We start from the raw sequence: 19,737 nt of genomic DNA on the forward strand, positions 1-19,737 counted from the left end.
TTTCCCTAGCGCTAGTCCTCGGGTGAGTGCGGGAGGGGCCTCCCCCCCGTGGTCGCCCCCTCCCCCCGGTCCTCGGGGAACTGCCTCCGGGCCCCTTTGCTCTGCTTACCTATACGCGCGGGCGGGTTCGGGAGCCGGCTCGGGAGCTCTGCTTACCTATACGCGCGGGGGGTTCGGGAGCCGGCTCGGGAGCTCTGCTTACCTATACGCGCGGGCGGGTTCGGGAGCCGGCTCGGGAGCTCTGCTTACCTATACGCGCGGGGCGGCTAGGCGGACTTCCGCAGCACCAGCGTCGGCTCGTAGATCACCGAGGAGATCCGCATGGCCGGGTCGTCGATGCGGGCCAGCAGCAGCCGGGCCGCCTCGGCCGCCATGTCCTCCAGCGGGTGGCGCACGGTGGTCAGCGGGGGAGCGGCGGCCGTCGCCGCGCTGCTGTCGTCGAAGCCGACGATCGCCACGTCCTCCGGGACCCGCCGGCCCGACTCGCGCAGCGTGAGCAGGGCGCCGACGGCCATCAGATCGTTCGCCACGAACACGCCGTCGAGGTCGGGATGGCCGGCGAGCAGCGAGCGCATGGCCTCCTCGCCGCTGTCGCGGGTGAAGTTGCCGGCCACGAGCGGCACCCAGCCGTGGCCGTGCTTGGCCATCGTGCGCCGGAACCCGGACACCCGGTCGAGGCTGGCCGGCACGTCGGCCGGGCCGGAGATCATGCCGACCCGCTGGCACCCGCGGGCGAGCAGGTGCTCGGCGGCCAGCGTCGCGCCGGTCTCGTTGGCCAGGTCGACGTAGTTGATCGGCACCGGCTCGGCCGGGCGGCCGATCATCACGGCCGGCACGCCGCCCTCGGTCAGCATCCGCGGCAGCGGGTCGACCGGCGGCAGGGAGAGCACGATCGCGCCGTCGGCCTGACCGTTGCGCAGGTCGCCGACCACGCGCTTGCGGCCCTCGTCGCTGCCGACGATCTGGAGCGCGAGCTGGACGCCGGACTGCCGCAGCACGCTCATCAGCCCGCCCACGACCCGCCCGAAGTAGGGGTCGGCGAAGAAGCGGCTCATGAACGGGTCGTCGTCGTGACTCTCCGAATCGGAGACGATCAGGGCCACGGTGCCGGTGCGGCGGGTGACCAGGGAGCGGGCGAGGCGGTTGGGGACATATCCCGTACGCCCGACGGCGTCCCACACGACCTCGTGCAGCTGGGGATCGACGTTGCGAATCCCGTTGATCACCCGGGACACGGTCGCCCGCGAGACGCCGGCGATGCGTGCCACATCCTCGAGCGTCGGCAGGCGTTCCATGGGGACTTTATAGCACACGTGGAGAGCGCTCTCCGGGACCACCGCGTCGCGCGAGAGTCGCGCCGCGGCCCGGGGTGGCAGGCGGCCGCGTGGCGGCGGCGGGAGGGCGCTCTCGTGCGGGAAAGGGGATTCCCGTACCGGCCGAGGGGGATTTTGAAGTTCCGGAACCGCACGCGCATTGACGGGTGTGACATCGCGGCGTAACACTTCGGAAAGCGCTCTCCAATATGACCCCCATCCCCGTGGAGAAACGTGGAGATCCCCGTGAAGACCCACAAACCGCCCCAGCGCCGCCGATGGCTGCGCACCGTAGTCGCGCCGATTGCCGTCGCGACGCTCGCCGGGACGCTCACCGCGTTCGGCATCCAGTCCGCACACGCCGCCGACACCCTGCTCTCGCAGGGCAGACCCTCGCTCGCGTCGTCGACGGAGAACGGTGGCGCCCCGGCCGCCGGCGCCTTCGACGGCAACTCGACCACCCGCTGGGGCAGCGCCTGGAGTGACCCACAGTGGCTGCGCGTCGATCTCGGCGGCACCGCGACGATCACCTCCGTGCAGCTGCAGTGGGAGGCCGCCTACGCCAAGGCGTTCCAGATCCAGACGTCGCCGGACGGCAACGCGTGGACGACCGTCTATTCGACGACCACCGGCGCGGGCGGGAATCAGACGCTCGCGGTCAGCGGCTCCGGGCGCTACGTGCGGATGTACGGCACGCAGCGTGGCACCGGGTATGGCTACTCGCTGTACGAGTTCAAGGTGTTCGGCAGCCTCGTGAACCCGCCCGCCTCGGACGGGCCGGGCTACATCATGGCGAACCCGCCGGTGACCGGCGTCGTGCCGTCCACCGCGGTGCCGCCCGCCACCAACCCGCCCACCACGCACCACGAGTTCCAGGCGAACTGCTCGGTGAGCCGGTCCAACCTGCCGGACGATCCGATCGTCTTCCCGAACATGCCGGGCGCCTCGCACTCGCACACGTTCATGGGCAACGTGACCACCAACGCGGCGACCACGCTCGGTAGCCTCCAGTCCGGCGGCACGTCGTGCATCACGCCCGGTGACAAGACCGGGTACTGGATGCCGACGCTGCTGAACGGAACCACCGCGGTGCAGCCGGTCGGGCGACAGGTCATCTACTACAAGACCGGCGTGATCGACTACCGCAGCGTGCGGCCGTTCCCGGCCGGCCTGCGCTACGTCGTCGGCAGCCCGGCGGCGTCCATCGACGACTTCCGGAACAACCCGGGCGCCGTCGAGGGCTTCGAGTGCGGCGACAGCACCCGCAACTGGGACATTCCGGCGTCGTGCCCGGCGGGAACCCAGCTCAACGTGCGTTTCCAGGCCCCGAGCTGCTGGGACGGGCTGCACCTGGACACGCCGGACCACAAGAGCCACATGGCGTACCCGGTCCTCGGCGTCTGCCCCAACGACCACCCGGTGGCCGTGCCGATGATCGAGTTCAAGATGGCGTGGCCGGTGAGCGGGGACATGTCCCAGGTCCACTTCGCGAGCGGGCGTGGGTTCAGTTTCCACTACGACGTGTTCAACGCCTGGGACGCGCCGACGCTGGCGGCGCTGACCACGCACTGCATCAACGGCGGGCTGCAGTGTGACCCGCGCGGGTTCGACCAGTACAAGCCGGACCGCGGGGCGGCGCTCAACGAGAACTACGAGCTGCCGTAACGGCCGTTTTCGAAGAAGGCGCCGCCCGCGCGGCGCCTTCTTTCTTGCCTGACGCGTAACTTGTTGGTTACGCTTCCGGGCGTGGACGAGGTGGCGGGAGCGATCGCCGATCCGGTACGGCGGGAGATCCTGCTGATGCTGCGCGAGCGGCCGCGCTCGGCCGGTGAGATCGCCGACCGGTTCGCGATCAGCCGGCCGGCGGTCAGCCGTCACCTGCGGGTGTTGCGCGAGGCCGGGCTGGTGGCGGATGCCGCGGACGGGCGCCGGCGCGTCTACACGCTGGTCACCGGGCCGATCGACGAGCTGGCCGGGTGGCTGGCCCGGCTGAGTGCCCCGCGCGGGTGGCAGCACCACCTCGACGCGCTGGAGACCGAGGTCCATCGCACCCGCCGCGAGCGGCAGACGGCCGCCGGGCGTACGAGATCGACATCCGAGAGGGAGACCGCATGATTTCCACCGGCCGGCTGTTCGGCAACGACCTGGTGCTGACCCGCACGTTCCGCGCGCCCGTGGAGGACGTCTGGGCGAGCCTCACCGAGCCGGAACGCACGGCGCGCTGGTTCGGCGCCTGGGAGGGTGAGCCGGGAGCGGGCCACCTGATCAAGGTGCAGATGGTGCAGGAGGAGGGCAAGCCGTGGATGGACATGACCATCGACGCGTGTGAGCCGCCGCGCCGGCTGGCCATCTCGGCCGGGGACGAGAAGGACCCGTGGCGGCTGGAAATGGTGCTGACCGAGAACGCGGGCGTCACCGAGCTGCGGTTCACCCAGCATCTTTCGCACACGGACAACGTCGGCGAGGTCGGGCCGGGCTGGGAGTTCTACCTGGACGCGCTGGTGGCCTCGCGGGACGGCTCGCCGGCGCCCGATTTCAACGACTACTACCCGTCGATGAAGGAGCACTTCGAGTCGCAGCGATAGGGCGCTCAGGAAATGTTTTTGATGGTGGAAAGAGCCTCGGCCCGGGTGCGCATGACCTGTAGCGCCAAATTGCGCGTCTGCGGCTCCACACCGGATTTGTCTTCGCTTCCGGCCAGGGTTTGACTTTGCTCCAGGTGCGCCTCGATCGCCTTGATGACAAAGGCGTCGAACTCCTTGCCGGTGAGCGCCTGGGCCTGGGTCACCTGCTCGGGCGTGACCATGCCGGGCATCGGCATGCCCTTGTGCGGGTTCTCCGCCGGGAGGCCGGCCTGGTCGTGCAGCGCGCGCAGATCGGTCAGCTCGGCGGTGGTGACCGCCTGCACCTGCAGCGCCACGGCCTGCACGTCCGCACTGCCGCTGCGGGACGGGACGAGCGCGAGCAGCGGGAGCAGCTCCTCGTCCATCGCGATGGTGAGCTCGATCCAGGCGAGGTCGGTGCCGCCGAACTGGGTGGCCGCCGTCGGCGTGGGGGAGGTGGCCGGCCCGGCGCTGCGGGCGGCGCAACCGGTGAGCGCCAGAACGAGGCAGAGCAGCAGGCGGGCCAACATTCTCACGTCGCCGAGTCTGACCTTTTCCGGGCACGTATGTCAACCATTCGATATTGATGGATGGCATCACTCCAATAACACTTTTTTGTTATTCTCCGAAAACGGCGTGCTATCGTGGGTCGCGATGCCGCATGGGCGACATCCCGGACGAGGTGCGCCGTACCCGGCTCGACAAGACGACGCCTGAAGAGGTGACTCGTCATGGCCTGGGTTGTTCTCGTCGTCTCCGGCGTCCTCGAGACCGTGTGGGCGCTCGCCCTCGACCGCAGCGCCGGCTTCAGCCGTCCCGTCCCCGTGGCGATCTTCATCGCCGCGCTGGCGGCGAGCATGGGCGGCCTGGCGTACGCGCTCCGCGCCATCCCGATCGGGACCGGTTACGCGGTCTGGGTCGGCATCGGCGCGGTCGGCACCGCGGTCGTGGGCATGGTGGCGCTCGGCGAGTCCGCCAGCTTCCCGCGCGTCGCCTGCCTGTTCCTGGTGATCGCGGGCGTGGTCGGCCTCAAGGTCTTCCACTAGGCGGTCACATCAAAGACCGTTCCCCGCGCCGAGCGGGACTGGAGCTCGCGCCGGGCCGCCTGCTGGGCCCTGGCGACCGTGATGCCGTCCTGGTCGACCGCACGCTGGGCGGAGTCGCGCTCCGCGATGTCCGCGTCGAGCCGGCCCTGCGCGCGGGTGAGCTGCACGCGGGCGTTGGAGCTGATCGCGCCGATGGCCATGGTGACTCCCTGGTCGGTAGCAATTCCGTTGCAGGCGCCTATCGGCCGGGTTGCGCCGGGCCGGAGGACTTTTCCGAGGAATTTCCCAGGTCCACGCCGACTGCGTAGTGGTCCGAGGGGTAGACGCCGCCGATCGGGCGGTCGCCGGCCAGGAACGCGCCGTGCACGGACAGCGGCAGGCCGGGGCGGCCGGGGCGGGCGAAGACGTGGTCGATCCGGCGGTCGATCAGGTCGGGGAGGTCGCGCGGGGTGTACGGCACGGCCGAGTCGAAGGTCACCGCGCCCGGGTCGCCGCCGCCCAGCGGCCAGGTGTCGGCCATCGCGTCGAGCAGCGGGGCGAGCGCCGGCCGGTCGACGGACGCGTTCAGGTCGGCGAGCAGCAGCACCGGCTGGGTGCCGTCCAGCCGCCGGTCGGCGGCCAGGGCGGCGAGCTCGCGGCACTGGGTGAGGCTGCCGTCGGTGGTGCCGACGATCACGTGCAGCGGGCCGCGCGGATGGTCCAGGGTGGCGAGCAGCGCGACCGGTCCCGGCGTGCCGGTCAGCTCGTGCGGCTCGGCCGCGAGGAACGGCCATCGACTGAGCAGCCCGACACCGAAGCCGATGCCGGGCTGTTCGTCGTACGGGCGCATGGTCGGCGGGAAGGGCGCAGGCGCGAAGGCGGCATGCATGCCGCACGGCTCCGCCAGGCGATGCGGTTGATCGGTGCCCTCGCCCGACCAGCTCTCGATGAGGCCGAGCACATCCGGCCGGTACGTGTCGAGCGTGGCCCGGATGCTCTCCTCGCGCAGCTTCCAGTTGCCACCGAAGCGCCACCAGACGTTCCAGACCATCACGCGCATCGATGTAACATACTCAGGCGTTCTGCCAGAGGCCGATCAGGTTCCCCTCCGTGTCGTGGACGTAGGCGCTGAAACCCATGCTGCCGACCGGTTGTTTGCCGATGGCGACCTTGCCCCCGAGCTTCTCGATGCGGGCCGTCGCCTCGTCGATGTCGTCGACCCCGATCGTGATGACCGGCGCCGTGATCGGGCCCTGTCGTTTCAGCATGCCGCCGTTGATACCGCCGGGCTCGGTGGGCCGGCCCTGCTCGTCGGTTTCCGTCGTGGCGACCATCGTGTACTGGAATTGCGGCATCGAGTCGAGCCGCCAGCCGAACGCCTCGCGATAGAACGTCGTTGCCCGTTCTCCGTCGTCGAACGGCACTTCGAAATGAACGACCTTGTCCATGCCGTCCAATCTAAACCCGGATGCCGGGGGCACCCCTTCCCCACAAGGAGTACCCCCGGCCCTTTCCGGATCGTCAGCTCCGATAGACCCCGAACTCCCACAACGAGTAGCCATAGGCGGTCGCCCGGCTGGTCCCGTTGACCCGGACATAGCGCCCGGAGCCGGAGATGTTCAGATCGTCGAAGCCGCCATCCCCACTCGAGGTCGAATAGACCGAGGTCCAATTCGTCCCGTCCGAAGATGTCTGCACCTGGTAACCGGTCGCGTAGGCGGCCTCCCAGGCGAGCTGCACGTGGTTGAAGGACTGCACCGAGCCGAGGTCGACCTGCAGCCAGGCGGTGTCGACCCACTCGCTCGCCCACCGCGTGCCGTAGTCGCCGTCGGTGGCGTACTGCGGCAGCTGCGGGCCGTTGGTGCCGGTCGGCTGATAGGTCGAGGCCGTCGTGGTCTTCCCCCGGGCCAGGTTGGTGCCGGGCACGGTGGGCGGCACGACCTTGATCGACTTCTGCTCGATGCCGACGTTGCCCTGGCCGTCGTAGGCGTACACGTAGACCTTCCAGACGCCCGTGGATTGCGGCGCCGTTGCGGTGAAGGTCCCGTTGCCGTTGTCGGTAAATTTCACGTTCGTCAGGCCGGTTCCGCCGCTGATGTATTTGTCCGAATACATCAGGTTGTATCGAATTAGGTCGCCGTTCGGATCGCTCGCGCCGACGCTCACCGTGAATGTTCCGCCGGCCGGGACCGCGGTCTGGTTCGAGACCGACATCGAGGAGATGATCGGCGGCGTGTTGGCCGGGGTCTGACCCGAATATGCCTGCGACAGCGCGTAGTAGCCGAGCCGCCGCCAGCCGCCGGTGAACGTGTTCAGCCAGACGCCGCCGAAGTCGTTCTCGAGGCCGTAGTGGAACTCGGTGACGCCGAGCGCCACGCCCGGGTGGGCGTTGATGGCGGCGACGCTGCTCGCGTAGCCGTCCCGCTTCTGCACGTCGGTCGGCTCGGTCGGCACCCCGTTCACGTCGTTGGGCACCTCCCACTCGCCCGCCGGGCCACCCTCGGTGACGATGTACGGCTTCGTGTAGCCGCCGGACACCCAGTCGTTGTAGACGTTCCCGATCGCCCCGTACGAGTTGACCGCCAGCAGGTCCAGATCGGGCGCGTACTGCTTGTAGTACGGCCAGGCGCCGGTGTACGCGTCGGTCGACGTGACGGGGTGGTTCGGGTCGGCCGCGTGGATCGCCTGGGCCAGCTGGTTCACGAACTTCGCGTAGCCGATCCGTCGCGCCTCCACCTCGGCCGCGGAGAGGCCGTGGTCCTGCATGGTGAGGATGACCTCGTTGCCGACGTCCCACATCAGCACGCCCGGGTTGTTCTTGAGCGCGTTGACCCGGTTCACGACCTCGGTCTTCACCGAGTTCATGTAGGCGGTGTCGTTGACGTAGTCGGCGCCCTGGTTGAGCCAGTGCCCGACGACCACCTTGATGCCCTGCTGCGCCGCCCGGTTCAGCAGCGCCGGCGTGTTGGCGTCGTCCACGCCCCAGATCCGGATCGTGTTGACGCCCATGTTGTGCAGATCCCGCATGTACCCGTCGGCCGCGGCCTGCGGGGGACCATAGGTCAAGCCCCTGAGCCGGTACGGCTGACCGCCGACCTGAAGCTGCCAGTTCCCCTGGGAGCCGGTCACCTTGACCACGCTCGGGCCGCCCGGGGTGGCCGGGTCGGTCATCGCCGCCGGGGTCGTCCCGGTCGCGCGGGCCACGGTCACCGAGTCGACGCTGAGCACGCCGCCCGACGTGGTGTCCGCGGTCGGGGTGGTGCGGCCGGCGATCGCGTTCGGCAGCGAGCCGCCGATGCCGAGGTCGAAGCGGAGGAAGAAGCCGTGGTGCACGGCCGCGTTCCAGGCGGTGACGCCGACCTGCGACTCGCGCACGATCCAGGTCTGCCGGCCGTCGAGGTAGAAGCGGATCTCCTCGTCGGTCTTGGTGCGGTCGACGACCTGGGTGTACTCGTGGTAGCCGCTCTGGCAGCCGGTGCAGCTCGCGAGCCCCGACTGGCGGCCGTTGTACTCCGCGCACGGCCCGTCCGGCGCGGTGCCGCAGTGCAGCGTCTGGGAGAGCTGGCTGCGTCCGTTGACGTCGGTCATGATGTCGGTCTCGCCGACGCCCGGCCAGTTGTTGTAGTTGCCGCGGTAGGCCGCGCCGGTCGCCCGGAAGCCCGGCCAGTAGCCGAGTCCGTTCGCGACGTCGGGCTGCTTGAGCACGGCGGTGAACTTGGTCTGCTGACCGGCCAGCGGCTCGAAGTCGGTGCGCTGGGTCTCCAGCCGGCCGGACGTCCAGTTCCCGGCGCCGTCCCGGATCGCCTTGATGTTCAGCTTGCCGGCGCCGTCGAGGTAGACGTTGGCCGTGCTCGCCGATGCGGTCTCGACCTCGCCGGTGCCCCAGTTCGCGGCGCCGCCCGGGTAGGAGGTGCCGGTGCGGAGCAGCCAGTTGGCGGCGCTCGGTGAGGTGTTGGCGGCGCCGTCGAAGGTGTCCGACCAGACCGTCGTGAAGTCACCCGGGACCTGGGTCGGGGGCGTCGTCGGGGGCGTGGTCGGCGTGGTCGGCGTCGTTCCCGTTCCACCTGTGAAGATCTTGAACTCGAACAGGGAGTAGCCGTAGCCGCCCGGGCGTTGCGTTCCGTACATGCGGACATACCGGCCGCTGCCGCTCACGGTGAGCGTCTCGGTGCCGCCGGCGCCGGTGGTGGTGGAATAGACGCTGGTCCAGGCGTTGCCGTCGGGCGAGGTCTGGATCTGGTACGCCTTGCCGTACGCGGCCTCCCACTGCAGGACCACCTGGCAGATCTGCTGGGTCGAGCCGAGGTCGACGCGGATCCACTGCGGGTCGCTGAACTGGCTGCCCCACCGCGTGGCGGCGTTGCCGTCGGTGGCGTTGGCGGCCGCCGTGTCCGCGCCCTCCTGCGAGCTCGCGGTCGTGGGGCTGCCCTGCGCCGCGTTGGTGGTGCCGCAGGTGCCGGGGTTCGTTCCGCCGGTCGAGCCGTAGACCTTGAACTCGAACAGCGAGTAGCCGTAGCCGCCCGGGCGTTGCGTTCCGTACATGCGGACATACCGGCCGCTGCCGCTCACGGTGAGCGTCTCGGTGCCGCCGGCGCCGGTGGTGGTGGAATAGACGCTGGTCCAGGCGTTGCCGTCGGGCGAGGTCTGAATTTGGTACGCCTTGCCGTACGCGGACTCCCACTGCAGGACGACCGAGGTGATCGTCGCCGTGGCGCCGAGGTCGACCCGGATCCACTGGGGATCGCTGAACTGGCTCGACCAGCGGGTGGCCGCGTTGCCGTCGGTCGCGTTGGCCGCCGCGGTGTCCGCGCCTTCCTGCGAGCTCGCGGTCGTGGGTTTGCCCTGCGAGAGGAGGGTGTCCGCGGCGTGCGCGCCCAGCTGCACGACCGCGACATAGGCGACGACCAAGGCCGCCACGACGATGGGGACGAGGCGCCGCCAAGGCGGCGAGATAGCCCTGTTCACGGATAACTCCAGGGGGATAGAGCGGCAGCGCCGGGGAAAGCGCTCTCCGTCAATGCGCGAAGTGTTACGCCGCCCTTTCCGCCGTGTCAAGGGAAGCGCATGCTTCCTGCCTCCTTGACCCCCACAAACTCCGCAAATAGGTCTCCACCCATTGACAGCGCCCACTCCCCGGAGTCATGGTTGCACTTGGTTTGGAGAGCGCTCTCCAACCAAGGCGCCGCCGGCGACAACGCACCCTCTCCCCGGCGGCGCCTTCTCCCCGCCCGCGCGCATCGGGCCTGGGCGTCTCGGGTCGCGTTCCGGGTCCGCGGTCGGTTCCCGTAGCGCCCGATGGTGACCCGTCGTGCCGTCCGTTGGCGCGGCGGCGCCGAGGTGACGGTCCAGGGCGCCCTCGGTATCAGCCGATCGCTCGCATGGCGCCGTATCCGAGCAGCACCACGACGATGCCGAGGCTGACGTACGACAAGATGCGCAGCGTGGGACGTCGTCGTGGTGCGCGCAGCAGCACGGCGGCGGTGGTCAGCTGCCCGACGAGGACGGCCAGCGGGGCGTAGATCAACAGTCCGGTCCCGGTGGAGCCGCGGAAGGCGGGCACGGGGTACAGCTCCTGCAGCGCGATGTCGAGCGCGCCGGGCCACCGGCCCCGTGATGAGGGATCTCCCACGACGAAGTAGGACAGGTAGTCCAGGATCTTGTATCCCAGCAGGGCCAGCAGGATGAGGGCCCCGCCGCGCAGCACCGACTCCCACCACTCCAGCGGTGTGGGCCAGGAGGCCGACCGGAATCCGGACAGGAGCCCGCCGGGGACGGCTCCGGCGGCGGCGCGCAGCTCGGCCGCGTAGTCCTGAGGCTGCTCGACGGTGATCTGGCCGGGATTCTCCCGGATGTGTTCGTGCAGGTCGGCGATGAGCTGCCGCCGACGACGCCACGGCACATCCAGGAGGAGGTCATCCACCGCCGTGACGTAGTTCCGGACGTCTTCCGCGGAGACGGAAGTGTTCTCCGCCGCGGATGGCTCAGCGTTGCTCACGGTCATTCCTCATCTCCAGGAGCCGGTCGACGACGCGGGCGAGCCGTGACCACTCTGCTTCGGCCCCGTCCAGGTCGGCTCGGCCCTCCGGGGTGATGCTGTAGTACTTGCGGGCGGGGCCGCTGGCCGACGGCTCCAGCCGGGCGGTGACAAGCCCGTCCTGCTCGAGGCGGCGCAGCACTCCGTAGACGGATGGGTCGCCCAACGGTGTGAGGCCCTCGGCCCGGAGCCGTTCGAGCAGCTCCAGGCCGTACAGCTCGCGACGTGACAGCGCGGCCAGGACGGCGATGTCCAGCACGCCCTTGAGCAGCTGACTCGATCTCACCTAGTCTGTATAGCAGAGAACCGTGCATCACATACAGGGTCCAGCCACTTCAGGATCGCCTCGGTCGTCTCGTCGGGCTTCTCCTGCTGGATCCAATGACCGCAGTCCAGGCTGACCACTTCCACGTTCGGCACGAAGTCCCTCAGCTTCTCCGATCTCGCGACCGTGTCGCGGTCGCCGTAGATCATCAGGGTGGGCTGTCGGATGATCGGGTCCACGTCCGCCAGCAGGCGCCAGTTGCGGTCCAGGTTCCGGTACCAGTTGATTCCGCCCGTGAACCCTGCTGTTTCGAAGGCGGAGACGAAGACGGCCAGTTCGCTGTCGCTCATGACGGGCTCACCGAGCGGCGTTTCCGCCCGGGCGAGGTTCATCAGCGCATTGCCCGGCTGAGGCTCGGCGAGGGGCACGTTCTTCCGGTACAGGTTCCGAAGGAAGGGGAACGTGTTCTCCTCGAACACGGCGTCCGCGACGCCCGGCTGCCGGTTGAAGTGGACGAAGTAGAAGTCGCCGCCGAGCACCGCTTCCATGGCCTCGATCCAGGGCATTTCCCCGCGCTCGAGGTACGGCAGGCTCAGGTTGATCACCTTGTTGACCCGGTTCGGGTGCAACAGGGTCAGGCCCCAGACGACGGCCGCACCCCAGTCATGGCCGACAAAGGTGGCATCGTCGTATCCGTAGTGATCGAGCAGTGCGACGAGGTCACCCGACAGGTGCGCGATGTCGTAGTCGGTGACCTCGGCCGGGCGGGACGAGTTCCCGTAACCCCGCTGGTTCGGAACGATGACGTGGTAGCCCGCTGCCGCAAGGGCGGGCACCTGATGGCGCCAGGAGAAGGCGTGCTCCGGCCAGCCGTGACAGAGCACGATGGGGTTCCCGGCGTTCTGCCGGCCGGCGTCGAAGACTTCGAGTTCCACACCGTTGACCGAAATGTGGGTGGGCTCGGGAAAATCGTTTGTCATGCCGGCATCCTGCCGACCGATACCGGTCACCTCCTGACCGGTTTTCGTGGAAGTTTGTCGAGGTGCGAGCCGACCGGTTGATGGCCATCCTCCTTCTGCTGCAACACCGCGAGCAGGTGACCGCGGCGGAGGTCGCCCGGGAGTTGGAGGTCTCCGAGCGCACCGCGCGCCGCGACCTCGACGCCCTCGGCATGGCCGGCGTGCCGGTGTACTCCGTGCAGGGCCGGGGTGGTGGCTGGCGCCTCGTGGGCGGCGCCCGCACCGATCTGTCCGGGTTGACCGCGAGTGAGGCCCGGGCCCTGTTCCTGGTCGCCGGTCCGGCCGCGTCCGTGACGCCGGCGGTGAGAACGGCGCTGCGCAAGCTCGTCCGTGCCCTGCCGGAGCCCTTCCGGGTGCAGGCCGAGGCCGCGGCGTCGTCGCTCGTGACGGACCCGCAGCGATGGGGGTCGAGCCGGATCGAGCCCCGGCCGCCTCGCTTCCTGGACGTGCTCCAGGACGCGGTGATCCGCGGCGTCCAGGTGCGGCTCGGCTATGTCGACCGCGAAGGCAGCCACACCGAGAGAACCGTCCACCCGCTGGGCATCGTCGCCAAAGGTCCGTCGTGGTACCTGGTCGCCGGCACCGAGGCCGGTCGGCGGACCTTCCGGATCGACCGCGTGTCGTCCGCCGACCCGACCGGCGACCCCGTGCACCGGCCCGGGGACTTCGACCTTGCCGAGAGCTGGCGCGCGATCGCGGACGAGGTCGACCGCATGCTGATGCCCCTGGAGGCCCGGGCACTGTGTGCGCCCGAGGGGATGGGCGTGCTCCGGATCGGGTTCGGCCGTCGGCTCGTAGTGGGAGGTTCCCGGACCGACGGCCGCATCGAGGTCGTGATCCGCGGCAACGACGAATTCGTCCTCGCCGGCGAGCTTGCCGGGCTGGTCGCCTGGATCGAGGTGATCGGCCCGCCGGGTGTGCGAGACCACCTGGCCTCGATCGGCAACGCGCTCGTCGAGCGATACGGCGGAGACCGCCGCCAACACTTACATCGCTCGAACAATCAGGCGGGCATGATGGGACCGTGACCGACGCGCCCGTCAAAGGCCTCGTCCTCGTGGTCGAGGACGAGCGCCCGATCGCCGACCTCGTGCGGCTCTACCTGAGCCGGGACGGGTTCGGCGTGCACGTCGAGCACGACGGCGTGGCCGGGCTCTCGGCGGCGCGGCGGCTGCGGCCGGTCGCCTGCATTCTCGACATCGCGCTGCCGGGCATGGAGGGCACCGAGATCGTGCGGCGGCTGCGGGCGGACGGTGACTGGACGCCCGTCATCTTCCTCACCGCCCGTGACGACGAGGTCGACCGCATTCTCGGGCTCGAGATGGGCGGCGACGACTACGTGACCAAGCCGTTCAGCCCGCGCGAGCTGGTCACCCGGGTCAAGACGCTGCTGCGGCGGGCGGCGGGGCCGGGCGAGCGCGAGATGGTCAGGCAGCTCGGGCCGCTGACGCTCGATCCGACCAGGCGCCTGGTGACGGTCGAAGGGAACCCGCTCAACCTCACGACGACCGAGTTCGACCTGCTGGGGCATCTGCTCGGCCGGCCGGGCCGGGTCTTCACGCGCGAGGAACTGCTGGCCAGCGTCTGGGGGTACGCGTCGGCGGCCGGCACCCGTACGGTCGATGTGCATGTGGCCCAGGTCCGCGCCAAGCTGGGCGCCGCCGCCTCGCTGATCCGCACCGTGCGTGGCGTCGGCTACACCGCCGATGCGTAAGTTCTTCCAGACCCTGACCGGCCGGGTCGTGCTGGTCACGGCGGCGACCGCGGTGGTCAGCGTGATCGTCACCGCCCTGGTCGCCATCCCGGTCTCGATCCGCTCGATCAACACGCAGGTCCGGGCCGAGCTGGTGGAGAAGAGCAAGATCGCGGTGGAGCTGCTGGCGACCGAGAAGCAGGCGGCGCGGGAGAACATCGTGACCGACCTGCGTGCGGAGAACATCGACGTCTATCTCGTACGCCGGGGAGTCGTCGACCGGCCGGGACTGCCGCCGCGGATCGTGCAGCAGGTCGCGGCCGGCCAGCAGGTCAACGCACAGGCCAAGGTCGGCGGGCGGCGCTCGTTCATCGTCGGCCGTCCGCTCAGCGGTCAGCGCAGCGGCGTCGTGCTCACCCGCCGGGTCGCGACCGGGACCGCCGGCCACCTGTTGAGCAGCACCTGGATCGCGCTGCTGGCCGGGCTCGCGGGCGGCGTCCTGGCCGGTGCGCTGCTGGCCCAGTTCATCGCGCGCCCGATCCGGCGGGCGGCGGGCGCGGCGGCGCGTCTCTCCGCCGGCGACCGCTCGGTGCGCATCTCCCGCCAGGGGCCGGCCGAGGCGGCGGATCTCGCCGACGCGATCAACCAGCTCGCTGCCGCATTGCAGGTCAGCGAGGGGCGTGAGCGGGACTTCCTGTTGTCGGTCTCGCACGAGCTCCGGACTCCCCTGGCCACCATCCGGGGGTACGCCGAGGCGCTGGCCGACGGGGTGGTCGGCGGCGACGACGGCGCCGAGAAGGCCGGCGCGACGATGCTGGCCGAGTCCGAGCGGCTGGACCGGCTGATCTCCGACCTGCTGGTGCTGTCCCGGCTCGAGGCGGCCGACCTGCCCCTGGACGTGGTTCCGGTGGATCTGGCCGAGCTGGTGCGGGCGGCCGGCGACGCCTGGGCCGCGCGCTGTTCGCCCGACGGGCCGCTCCTGCGCGTACAGCTGCCGGAGTTGCCGTTGATGGTGGAGACCGACCCCGGCCGGATCCGCCAGGTGATCGACGGGCTCTGCGAGAACGCGCTGCGGGTGGTGCCGGCCGGCGCGCCCCTGGTGCTGGCCGCGCACCCCGGAGAACATCAGGCGATCATCGAGGTACGCGACGGTGGTCCCGGCTTCTCCGACGATGATCTGCGGGTGGCCTTCGACCGGGGCGCGCTGAACCGCCGCTACCGGGGCATCCGCAAGGTCGGCAGCGGTCTCGGCCTGGCCCTGGCGGCGCGGCTGGTGGCCCGGCTCGGCGGCCGCATCTCGGCCGGGCACGCCCCCGAGGGCGGCGCCATGTTTGTCGTGGAACTGCCCTACCCCATTTACCCTTCCCGAACATTGCCCTGACCCGGGCTTCGCGTGCCGGGGACAGGATTTCCGCCATGAGACGAACCCTCCTGGCTCTCGGCATCACCGGCGCGCTGGCCCTGACCGGCGGCGGCTTGTCCGGTTGCGGGCTGAACGGCGGCACCACGCAGGCCGCGGCCGCCGACCTCGCGGACGAGGCGATCGCGCTCCAGCAGGTCGGCTTCGACACCGGCCTGGCCGACGCCGGCACCCCGTCGCCCGGCACGTCGAGCGGCACCGGCGACGCGCCGCACAAGTTGCGCAAATACCTGCGCCACAACACCCTGCACGGCGAGGTCACGATCCAGACCAAGAAGCAGGGCGACAAGACGATCGTCGTGCAGCGCGGGTCGGTCACCGCGGTCAGTGGCGACAAGATCACCGTCAAGTCGTCCGACGGCTTCACGCTGAGCTGGGTCTTCGGCGACAAGCTGCGTGTGGTGCAGGACAAGAAGAAGGTCGAGACCTCGGCGGTCAAGACCGGCGCCGAGGTCGGCGTGGCCGGCACCAAGGACGGCGACGCCAACGACGCCCGGCTGATCGCGATCAAGTAGCCGGGATCGCGTGGTGAGGTGCCGCGGCCCGTCTCCCCCGGGACGGGCCGCGGCCGAGTAATGCCTACTGGAGGAACTCGCCCAGCGGGGAGAGCAGCAGCTTGCCCAGGTCGGCCGAGATCCGGTCGAGGTGGGCGCGCTCCTTGTCGGTCGCGGCCATGTCGTGCCGCAGCCCCCAGAGCTTCTGCGCGTTGCGCCAGGCGACGTTCCGCGTGTACTCCACCGCCTCGCCCTGCCACCAGTCGTCGAGACAGCCGTTCATGGTGTCGATCAGCAGCTGCCACCGGTCGAGGTAGCCGCGCCGCAGCCCCGGGATCGCCTCCGCGAAGATCTCGTTGATCTGCAGGTAGTCGTGGTGCTGATCGCTGTCGTCGATCGGGTCGGAGCCCAGGTGGTCGAACGTGGTGACCAGGGCGAACGGCAGATCGAAGTTGATGTGCGCGTTCACGCCGGCGCAGGCGGCCGGCAGCGGGCGGCAGTCCGGGCCGGGGATGCGCACGAACAGCCCCGACCACACCCGCGGGCAGTGCGGGCTCGCTTCGGGGCCGGCCCAGGCGCGCAGCGCGTCGAAGTACCGCGCCGCGAACTCCACGTCGAGCCGGGCGAGGAATCCCGGGTCCTTGAACCGTCCCGCGTAGAGCCGCTCGAGCACGCTCTCGGTGATGGTCAGGTACAGCTTGTTGAAGTCGCAGAGCGGGTTCTCGTGCAGCAGCGGCGGCACGCGGCCCAGGATGTCCTGCAGCTTCGTCAGCTGGTCGACCACGGCGGGCACGTCGTCGGGATGCGATTGCAGCAGGTCGGACATCTCCCGCCGCACCGGACCCCAGACCGACTGATCCATCGGTTTCCTCCAGGTGCTCATCACACGGAGGGCCCCCAGCACCGGCCGGCGACGGTGGTCGCCGGCCGGTGCTCCCCCGTAGGGCAAGCCTTCCAAAGGCGGCCTACGGAGGGATCGGTAGAACGACGTATCTCGCGTACGTTTATAACGAAAAGGTCACGCCGCGGTCAGGAAGACCCGGCTGGCCTGCACTCTTGTGCGTACCTGCAACTTGTCGAAGATGTGTCCGACGTGTACGCCGACGGTGCGCTCGCTGATGAAGAGCCGTTCGCCGATCTCCCGGTTGGTCAGGCCCTCCGCCACCGCGGCCAGCACCTCGCGCTCGCGCTGGGTCAGCACGCCCAGGCCGTCGTCCTCGGCGCCGGGCATCTCCATCTCGACCGTGTCGGCGTCGTCGGCCAGCGTCACCCGGAACCGCTGGGCGGTCGAGACGATCTCGGCGGCCATCGGGCGGGCGCCCATCGCGGTCGCGGTCGCGTACGCCTCCCGCAGCGCCAGCACGGCCGCGGCCTTGCGGTTCTTGCGGGTCAGGGCGGCCTCGGCGCGCCGGAGCCGGGCGTACGCGGCCGGGTAGGGCTGGTTGCGCCGGTCCCAGGCGACGGCCGCCCGCACCCACGGCTCGGGGTCGTTGCGGTCCTCGACCCGGCTGATCTCGGCGTTGCACAGGTCGATGTAGCCGTCGATGACCGCCCGGACCGGGGTGGCGGCGTTGCCGACGCCCTCGGCCATGCGCTCGACCACGGTCTTGAGCCGGCGCAGCGCGCCCGGGTCGACCGGCTCGCCCGCCGACCGGGCCTCGGCCTCGGCCCGCAGGCCGTGCCAGGCCAGCACGCCGAGCAGCACCAGGTCGTCGGAGCGGGTCTCGGTCAGTCCACGCTGGACGGCGGCCCGGGCCTGGGAGTGCCGGCCCAGCCACATCGCCAGCCCGGCGCGCAGGGTCAGCATCGGCAGCACGTGCCGGGCGCCGCCGCCGGCCAGCAGCGTGGCGACCGCGTCGAGGTCGCGCTGGGCCGCCTCCATGTCGCCGAAGCCGACCCAGAGCCGGCAGCGGGCCAGCAGCAGCTCGACCGCGTCGGCGCCGGACGGCCGGTGCGCCATCGCGGCCTCGAGCACCTGGTCGGCCTCGGCCCACTGGCCGGTCCGGAACAGGCCGTTGCCGGCGATCGCGAGCAGGCGCGTCTGATAGGTGCGGCCGGCGCCCAGCGAGGCCAGCCGCTCGGCGCCGCGCCGGGCGACGAGGATGCCCTCCTCGGGGCTGTTCAGCGGGCCGGTCAGCAGCTCGGCCAGGTGCAGGTAGGCGACGCCGAGGTCGTCGGGGTGGCCGGAGCGCTCGGCGATGTCGACCGCCTGCCGGATGACGGCGAGCCCCGCGTCGGGGTCTTCCCGGAAGGCCGAGCTGAAGCCGAGGGCGGCGCTCGCGCGTACGAGATCGCGGGTCGAGCCGTTTCCCGCCGCCTGGCCGAGCGCCTCGGTGGCCCGGGTGTTCGCGTCGGCGTAGCGGCCCAGGTGGAGCAGCAGCTCGGCCAGGTTGGCCGCGGCCGACACCCGCTGCTGGGGCGTGCAGTCCGGCGCCTGGAGGGCCAGCTCGTACTCGACCTCGGCGGTGGCCGAGCGCCCGGCGGCGGCCAGGTAGCGGGCGCGGCGCAGGTGCAGCTCGCCCTGGCCCGGCGCGTCCGACCGGCCGGCCAGCTCGGTCAGGCCGGACAGGGCCCGCTGGTGCTCGCCGCACATGTGCGCCGACTCGGACGCGTGGGCCAGCAGCTCGGTGCGCTCGGGGGCGTCCTCGGTGGTCAGATCCAGGGCCAGCGACCAGTAGCGGTGCGCCTCGGTGAACCCGTACAACTTCTCGGCACTTCTCGCCGCCGCGACCACCGACGGCAGTGCCCGGGCCGGCTCGCCCGCCCGTTGCCAATGATGAGCGAGGCGGGCGTGATCGAGCGTGCCCGCCGACTCCATCGCCTCGGCGTAGCGGCGGTGCAGGGCGGTGGCCTCGGCCGGCAGCACCTCGGCCTCGAGGATCTCGGCGACCAGGCGGTGCCGCAGCCGGTAGCCCTCGGGGGCGCTGGCCACGAAGCGGTGCGCCACCGCGGCCCGGATCGCCTCGATCAGCTCGTCCTCGGCCAGCTTGGTGACCCGGGCCAGGATCGCGTGGTCGACCGGCTCGACGCCGGCCGCCACCGCGTGCACCACGGCGTGCGCCGCCGGGGGCAGCTCGTCCACCCGGGACAGGAAGATCTCGCGCAGCGTGTCGGACAGCTCGATCCGGCCGTCGCGCAGGTCGCGGGCCAGCTCCTCGACCACGAACGGGTTGCCGCCGGAGCGCTTGAAGACCCGGTCGGAGTCCTCGAGCTCGATGCCGCCGCCGGCGATCGCGTTGACCAGCTCGAGCGTCTGCTCGCGGTCGAGCGGGGCCAGGTCGACCACCTTGACCGAGCGCAGCCGCCGCAGCTCGGCCAGCACCCGGCGCAGCGGGTGGGCGCCGTGCAGCGCCTCGGCCCGCACCGCGGCCAGCACCGACAGCCGGATGCCACCGAGGCCGGCGAGCAGGTAGAGCAGCAGCTGCCGGGTGCTGCGGTCGGCCCACTGGAGATCGTCGAGAACCAGCAGCAGGTGCTTGTCGCCGGCGATCGTGCGCAGCTCCCGGGACACCCGCTCGAGCAGGGCGTCGGCGCCGGCCGCCTGGTCCCACGGCAGGTCGGGCTCGTGCTGCCGCAGCGCCTGGAGAACCGGGTGCAAAGGGGACGCATCGCCGATGTCCAGGCAGGTTCCGGACAGCACGGCGACACCCGCGGCGTTCATCGCCCGGGCGGTCTCGCGCAGCAGGCGGGTCTTGCCGACGCCACTCTCGCCGGTGACGAACACCGCCGCAGTGCCGCCGGCGCCCACGTTGCGCAGGTCGGACTGGACCTCGGCAAGCGTGTCGGTGCGCCCGACAAGCGGACCGTCGTCCCCCTCGTCGCTGGCCATGAAGGGCAGCCTAATGCGAAGAGACCTAGCAGGTTCTCGTCG

At 70.7% G+C, this 19,737-nt stretch carries 19 protein-coding genes and 1 riboswitch; of the genes, 8 read left to right on the plus strand and 11 right to left on the minus strand.

What is annotated here, in order from left to right:
- Nucleotides 1-266: 266 nt before the first annotated feature.
- On the minus strand, nucleotides 267-1,295 hold the full coding sequence (locus tag ACZ6TB_RS13200) for a LacI family DNA-binding transcriptional regulator (RefSeq protein ID WP_465553887.1): 1,029 nt from the start codon (nucleotides 1,293-1,295) through the stop codon (nucleotides 267-269).
- A 264-nt stretch (nucleotides 1,296-1,559) separates the two neighbouring features.
- Here ACZ6TB_RS13200 and ACZ6TB_RS13205 point away from each other — a divergent pair, with 264 nt between their 5' ends.
- From ACZ6TB_RS13205 to ACZ6TB_RS13215, 3 genes are all read left to right on the plus strand, one after another.
- Entirely contained in the window at nucleotides 1,560-2,978 is a 1,419-nt protein-coding gene (locus ACZ6TB_RS13205) for a DUF1996 domain-containing protein (RefSeq protein ID WP_465553889.1), read from the plus strand.
- Nucleotides 2,979-3,059: 81 nt separating this feature from the next.
- Nucleotides 3,060-3,428, plus strand: a complete 369-nt coding sequence (locus ACZ6TB_RS13210) for a metalloregulator ArsR/SmtB family transcription factor (protein WP_465553891.1) — start codon at nucleotides 3,060-3,062, stop codon at nucleotides 3,426-3,428.
- Nucleotides 3,425-3,898 (plus strand): SRPBCC family protein, encoded by a 474-nt coding sequence (locus tag ACZ6TB_RS13215; RefSeq protein WP_465553893.1) that lies wholly within the window; start codon nucleotides 3,425-3,427, stop codon nucleotides 3,896-3,898. The genes ACZ6TB_RS13210 and ACZ6TB_RS13215 overlap by 4 nt, the downstream gene beginning before the upstream one ends.
- A 5-nt stretch (nucleotides 3,899-3,903) precedes the next feature.
- Here ACZ6TB_RS13215 and ACZ6TB_RS13220 read toward each other — a convergent pair whose 3' ends face one another.
- A complete protein-coding gene (locus ACZ6TB_RS13220) occupies nucleotides 3,904-4,446 on the minus strand; it encodes a DUF305 domain-containing protein (RefSeq protein ID WP_465554609.1) in 543 nt (180 codons plus the stop codon).
- Nucleotides 4,447-4,567: 121 nt separating this feature from the next.
- Nucleotides 4,568-4,632, plus strand: a riboswitch (guanidine-III (ykkC-III) riboswitch).
- A 15-nt stretch (nucleotides 4,633-4,647) separates the two neighbouring features.
- On the opposite strand from ACZ6TB_RS13220, the gene ACZ6TB_RS13225 reads away from it, so the two are divergent.
- A complete protein-coding gene (locus tag ACZ6TB_RS13225) occupies nucleotides 4,648-4,962 on the plus strand; it encodes a DMT family transporter (protein WP_465553895.1) in 315 nt (104 codons plus the stop codon).
- Here the strand turns inward: ACZ6TB_RS13225 and ACZ6TB_RS13230 are convergent.
- The 7 genes from ACZ6TB_RS13230 to ACZ6TB_RS13260 all read right to left on the minus strand — a co-directional run bounded on the left by ACZ6TB_RS13230 (nucleotide 4,959) and on the right by ACZ6TB_RS13260 (nucleotide 12,250).
- Nucleotides 4,959-5,162, minus strand: coding sequence for a hypothetical protein (locus tag ACZ6TB_RS13230; RefSeq protein ID WP_465553897.1), 204 nt, complete (start codon nucleotides 5,160-5,162; stop codon nucleotides 4,959-4,961). The genes ACZ6TB_RS13225 and ACZ6TB_RS13230 overlap by 4 nt on opposite strands.
- 38 nt (nucleotides 5,163-5,200) lie before the next feature.
- Nucleotides 5,201-6,001 (minus strand): endonuclease/exonuclease/phosphatase family protein, encoded by an 801-nt coding sequence (locus ACZ6TB_RS13235; protein WP_465553899.1) that lies wholly within the window; start codon nucleotides 5,999-6,001, stop codon nucleotides 5,201-5,203.
- Between the two features lie 13 nt (nucleotides 6,002-6,014).
- Nucleotides 6,015-6,389 (minus strand): VOC family protein, encoded by a 375-nt coding sequence (locus tag ACZ6TB_RS13240; RefSeq protein ID WP_465553901.1) that lies wholly within the window; start codon nucleotides 6,387-6,389, stop codon nucleotides 6,015-6,017.
- A 73-nt stretch (nucleotides 6,390-6,462) separates the two neighbouring features.
- Nucleotides 6,463-9,906 carry a galactose-binding domain-containing protein gene (locus tag ACZ6TB_RS13245; protein WP_465553902.1) on the minus strand — a complete coding sequence of 1,148 codons (3,444 nt, stop codon included), beginning with the start codon at nucleotides 9,904-9,906 and terminating at the stop codon, nucleotides 6,463-6,465.
- A gap of 397 nt (nucleotides 9,907-10,303) precedes the next feature.
- Nucleotides 10,304-10,936 carry a hypothetical protein gene (locus tag ACZ6TB_RS13250; RefSeq protein WP_465553904.1) on the minus strand — a complete coding sequence of 211 codons (633 nt, stop codon included), beginning with the start codon at nucleotides 10,934-10,936 and terminating at the stop codon, nucleotides 10,304-10,306.
- Nucleotides 10,923-11,261, minus strand: a complete 339-nt coding sequence (locus tag ACZ6TB_RS13255) for a PadR family transcriptional regulator (RefSeq protein ID WP_465553906.1) — start codon at nucleotides 11,259-11,261, stop codon at nucleotides 10,923-10,925. Before ACZ6TB_RS13255 ends, ACZ6TB_RS13250 begins: the two co-directional genes overlap by 14 nt.
- A complete protein-coding gene (locus ACZ6TB_RS13260) occupies nucleotides 11,258-12,250 on the minus strand; it encodes an alpha/beta fold hydrolase (protein ID WP_465553908.1) in 993 nt (330 codons plus the stop codon). Before ACZ6TB_RS13260 ends, ACZ6TB_RS13255 begins: the two co-directional genes overlap by 4 nt.
- 50 nt (nucleotides 12,251-12,300) lie before the next feature.
- On the opposite strand from ACZ6TB_RS13260, the gene ACZ6TB_RS13265 reads away from it, so the two are divergent.
- Genes ACZ6TB_RS13265 through ACZ6TB_RS13280 form a run of 4 tightly spaced genes read left to right on the plus strand, consistent with a single transcriptional unit; the run spans nucleotide 12,301 to nucleotide 15,887 of the window.
- Nucleotides 12,301-13,287, plus strand: coding sequence for a helix-turn-helix transcriptional regulator (locus ACZ6TB_RS13265; protein ID WP_465553910.1), 987 nt, complete (start codon nucleotides 12,301-12,303; stop codon nucleotides 13,285-13,287).
- Complete coding sequence (locus ACZ6TB_RS13270) at nucleotides 13,284-13,973, plus strand: response regulator transcription factor (RefSeq protein WP_465553912.1); 690 nt, start codon at nucleotides 13,284-13,286, stop codon at nucleotides 13,971-13,973. Before ACZ6TB_RS13265 ends, ACZ6TB_RS13270 begins: the two co-directional genes overlap by 4 nt.
- Nucleotides 13,966-15,333: a sensor histidine kinase gene (locus ACZ6TB_RS13275; protein ID WP_465553914.1), complete on the plus strand. Its 1,368-nt coding sequence runs from the start codon at nucleotides 13,966-13,968 to the stop codon at nucleotides 15,331-15,333. The genes ACZ6TB_RS13270 and ACZ6TB_RS13275 overlap by 8 nt, the downstream gene beginning before the upstream one ends.
- Before the next feature lie 35 nt (nucleotides 15,334-15,368).
- Complete coding sequence (locus tag ACZ6TB_RS13280) at nucleotides 15,369-15,887, plus strand: hypothetical protein (RefSeq protein WP_465553916.1); 519 nt, start codon at nucleotides 15,369-15,371, stop codon at nucleotides 15,885-15,887.
- A gap of 64 nt (nucleotides 15,888-15,951) precedes the next feature.
- Here the strand turns inward: ACZ6TB_RS13280 and ACZ6TB_RS13285 are convergent, their stop codons facing one another.
- Nucleotides 15,952-16,728 (minus strand): DUF5995 family protein, encoded by a 777-nt coding sequence (locus ACZ6TB_RS13285; RefSeq protein ID WP_465553918.1) that lies wholly within the window; start codon nucleotides 16,726-16,728, stop codon nucleotides 15,952-15,954.
- Nucleotides 16,729-16,884: 156 nt separating this feature from the next.
- On the minus strand, nucleotides 16,885-19,695 hold the full coding sequence (locus ACZ6TB_RS13290; RefSeq protein WP_465553920.1) for an ATP-binding protein: 2,811 nt from the start codon (nucleotides 19,693-19,695) through the stop codon (nucleotides 16,885-16,887).
- Nucleotides 19,696-19,737: the final 42 nt, after the last annotated feature.

It is taken from the genome of Actinoplanes sp. NPDC051537 (genome assembly GCF_055586105.1).

Coding starts and splice junctions, on each gene's coding strand:
- ACZ6TB_RS13200 (WP_465553887.1), bottom strand. CDS start 1,295: ATGGAACGCCTGCCGACGCTCGAGGATGTGGCACGCATCGCCGGCGTC.
- ACZ6TB_RS13215 (WP_465553893.1), top strand. CDS start 3,425: ATGATTTCCACCGGCCGGCTGTTCGGCAACGACCTGGTGCTGACCCGC.
- ACZ6TB_RS13220 (WP_465554609.1), bottom strand. CDS start 4,446: ATGTTGGCCCGCCTGCTGCTCTGCCTCGTTCTGGCGCTCACCGGTTGC.
- ACZ6TB_RS13225 (WP_465553895.1), top strand. CDS start 4,648: ATGGCCTGGGTTGTTCTCGTCGTCTCCGGCGTCCTCGAGACCGTGTGG.
- ACZ6TB_RS13230 (WP_465553897.1), bottom strand. CDS start 5,162: ATGGCCATCGGCGCGATCAGCTCCAACGCCCGCGTGCAGCTCACCCGC.
- ACZ6TB_RS13235 (WP_465553899.1), bottom strand. CDS start 6,001: ATGCGCGTGATGGTCTGGAACGTCTGGTGGCGCTTCGGTGGCAACTGG.
- ACZ6TB_RS13240 (WP_465553901.1), bottom strand. CDS start 6,389: ATGGACAAGGTCGTTCATTTCGAAGTGCCGTTCGACGACGGAGAACGG.
- ACZ6TB_RS13265 (WP_465553910.1), top strand. CDS start 12,301: ATGGCCATCCTCCTTCTGCTGCAACACCGCGAGCAGGTGACCGCGGCG.
- ACZ6TB_RS13275 (WP_465553914.1), top strand. CDS start 13,966: ATGCGTAAGTTCTTCCAGACCCTGACCGGCCGGGTCGTGCTGGTCACG.
- ACZ6TB_RS13280 (WP_465553916.1), top strand. CDS start 15,369: ATGAGACGAACCCTCCTGGCTCTCGGCATCACCGGCGCGCTGGCCCTG.
- ACZ6TB_RS13285 (WP_465553918.1), bottom strand. CDS start 16,728: ATGGATCAGTCGGTCTGGGGTCCGGTGCGGCGGGAGATGTCCGACCTG.
- ACZ6TB_RS13290 (WP_465553920.1), bottom strand. CDS start 19,695: ATGGCCAGCGACGAGGGGGACGACGGTCCGCTTGTCGGGCGCACCGAC.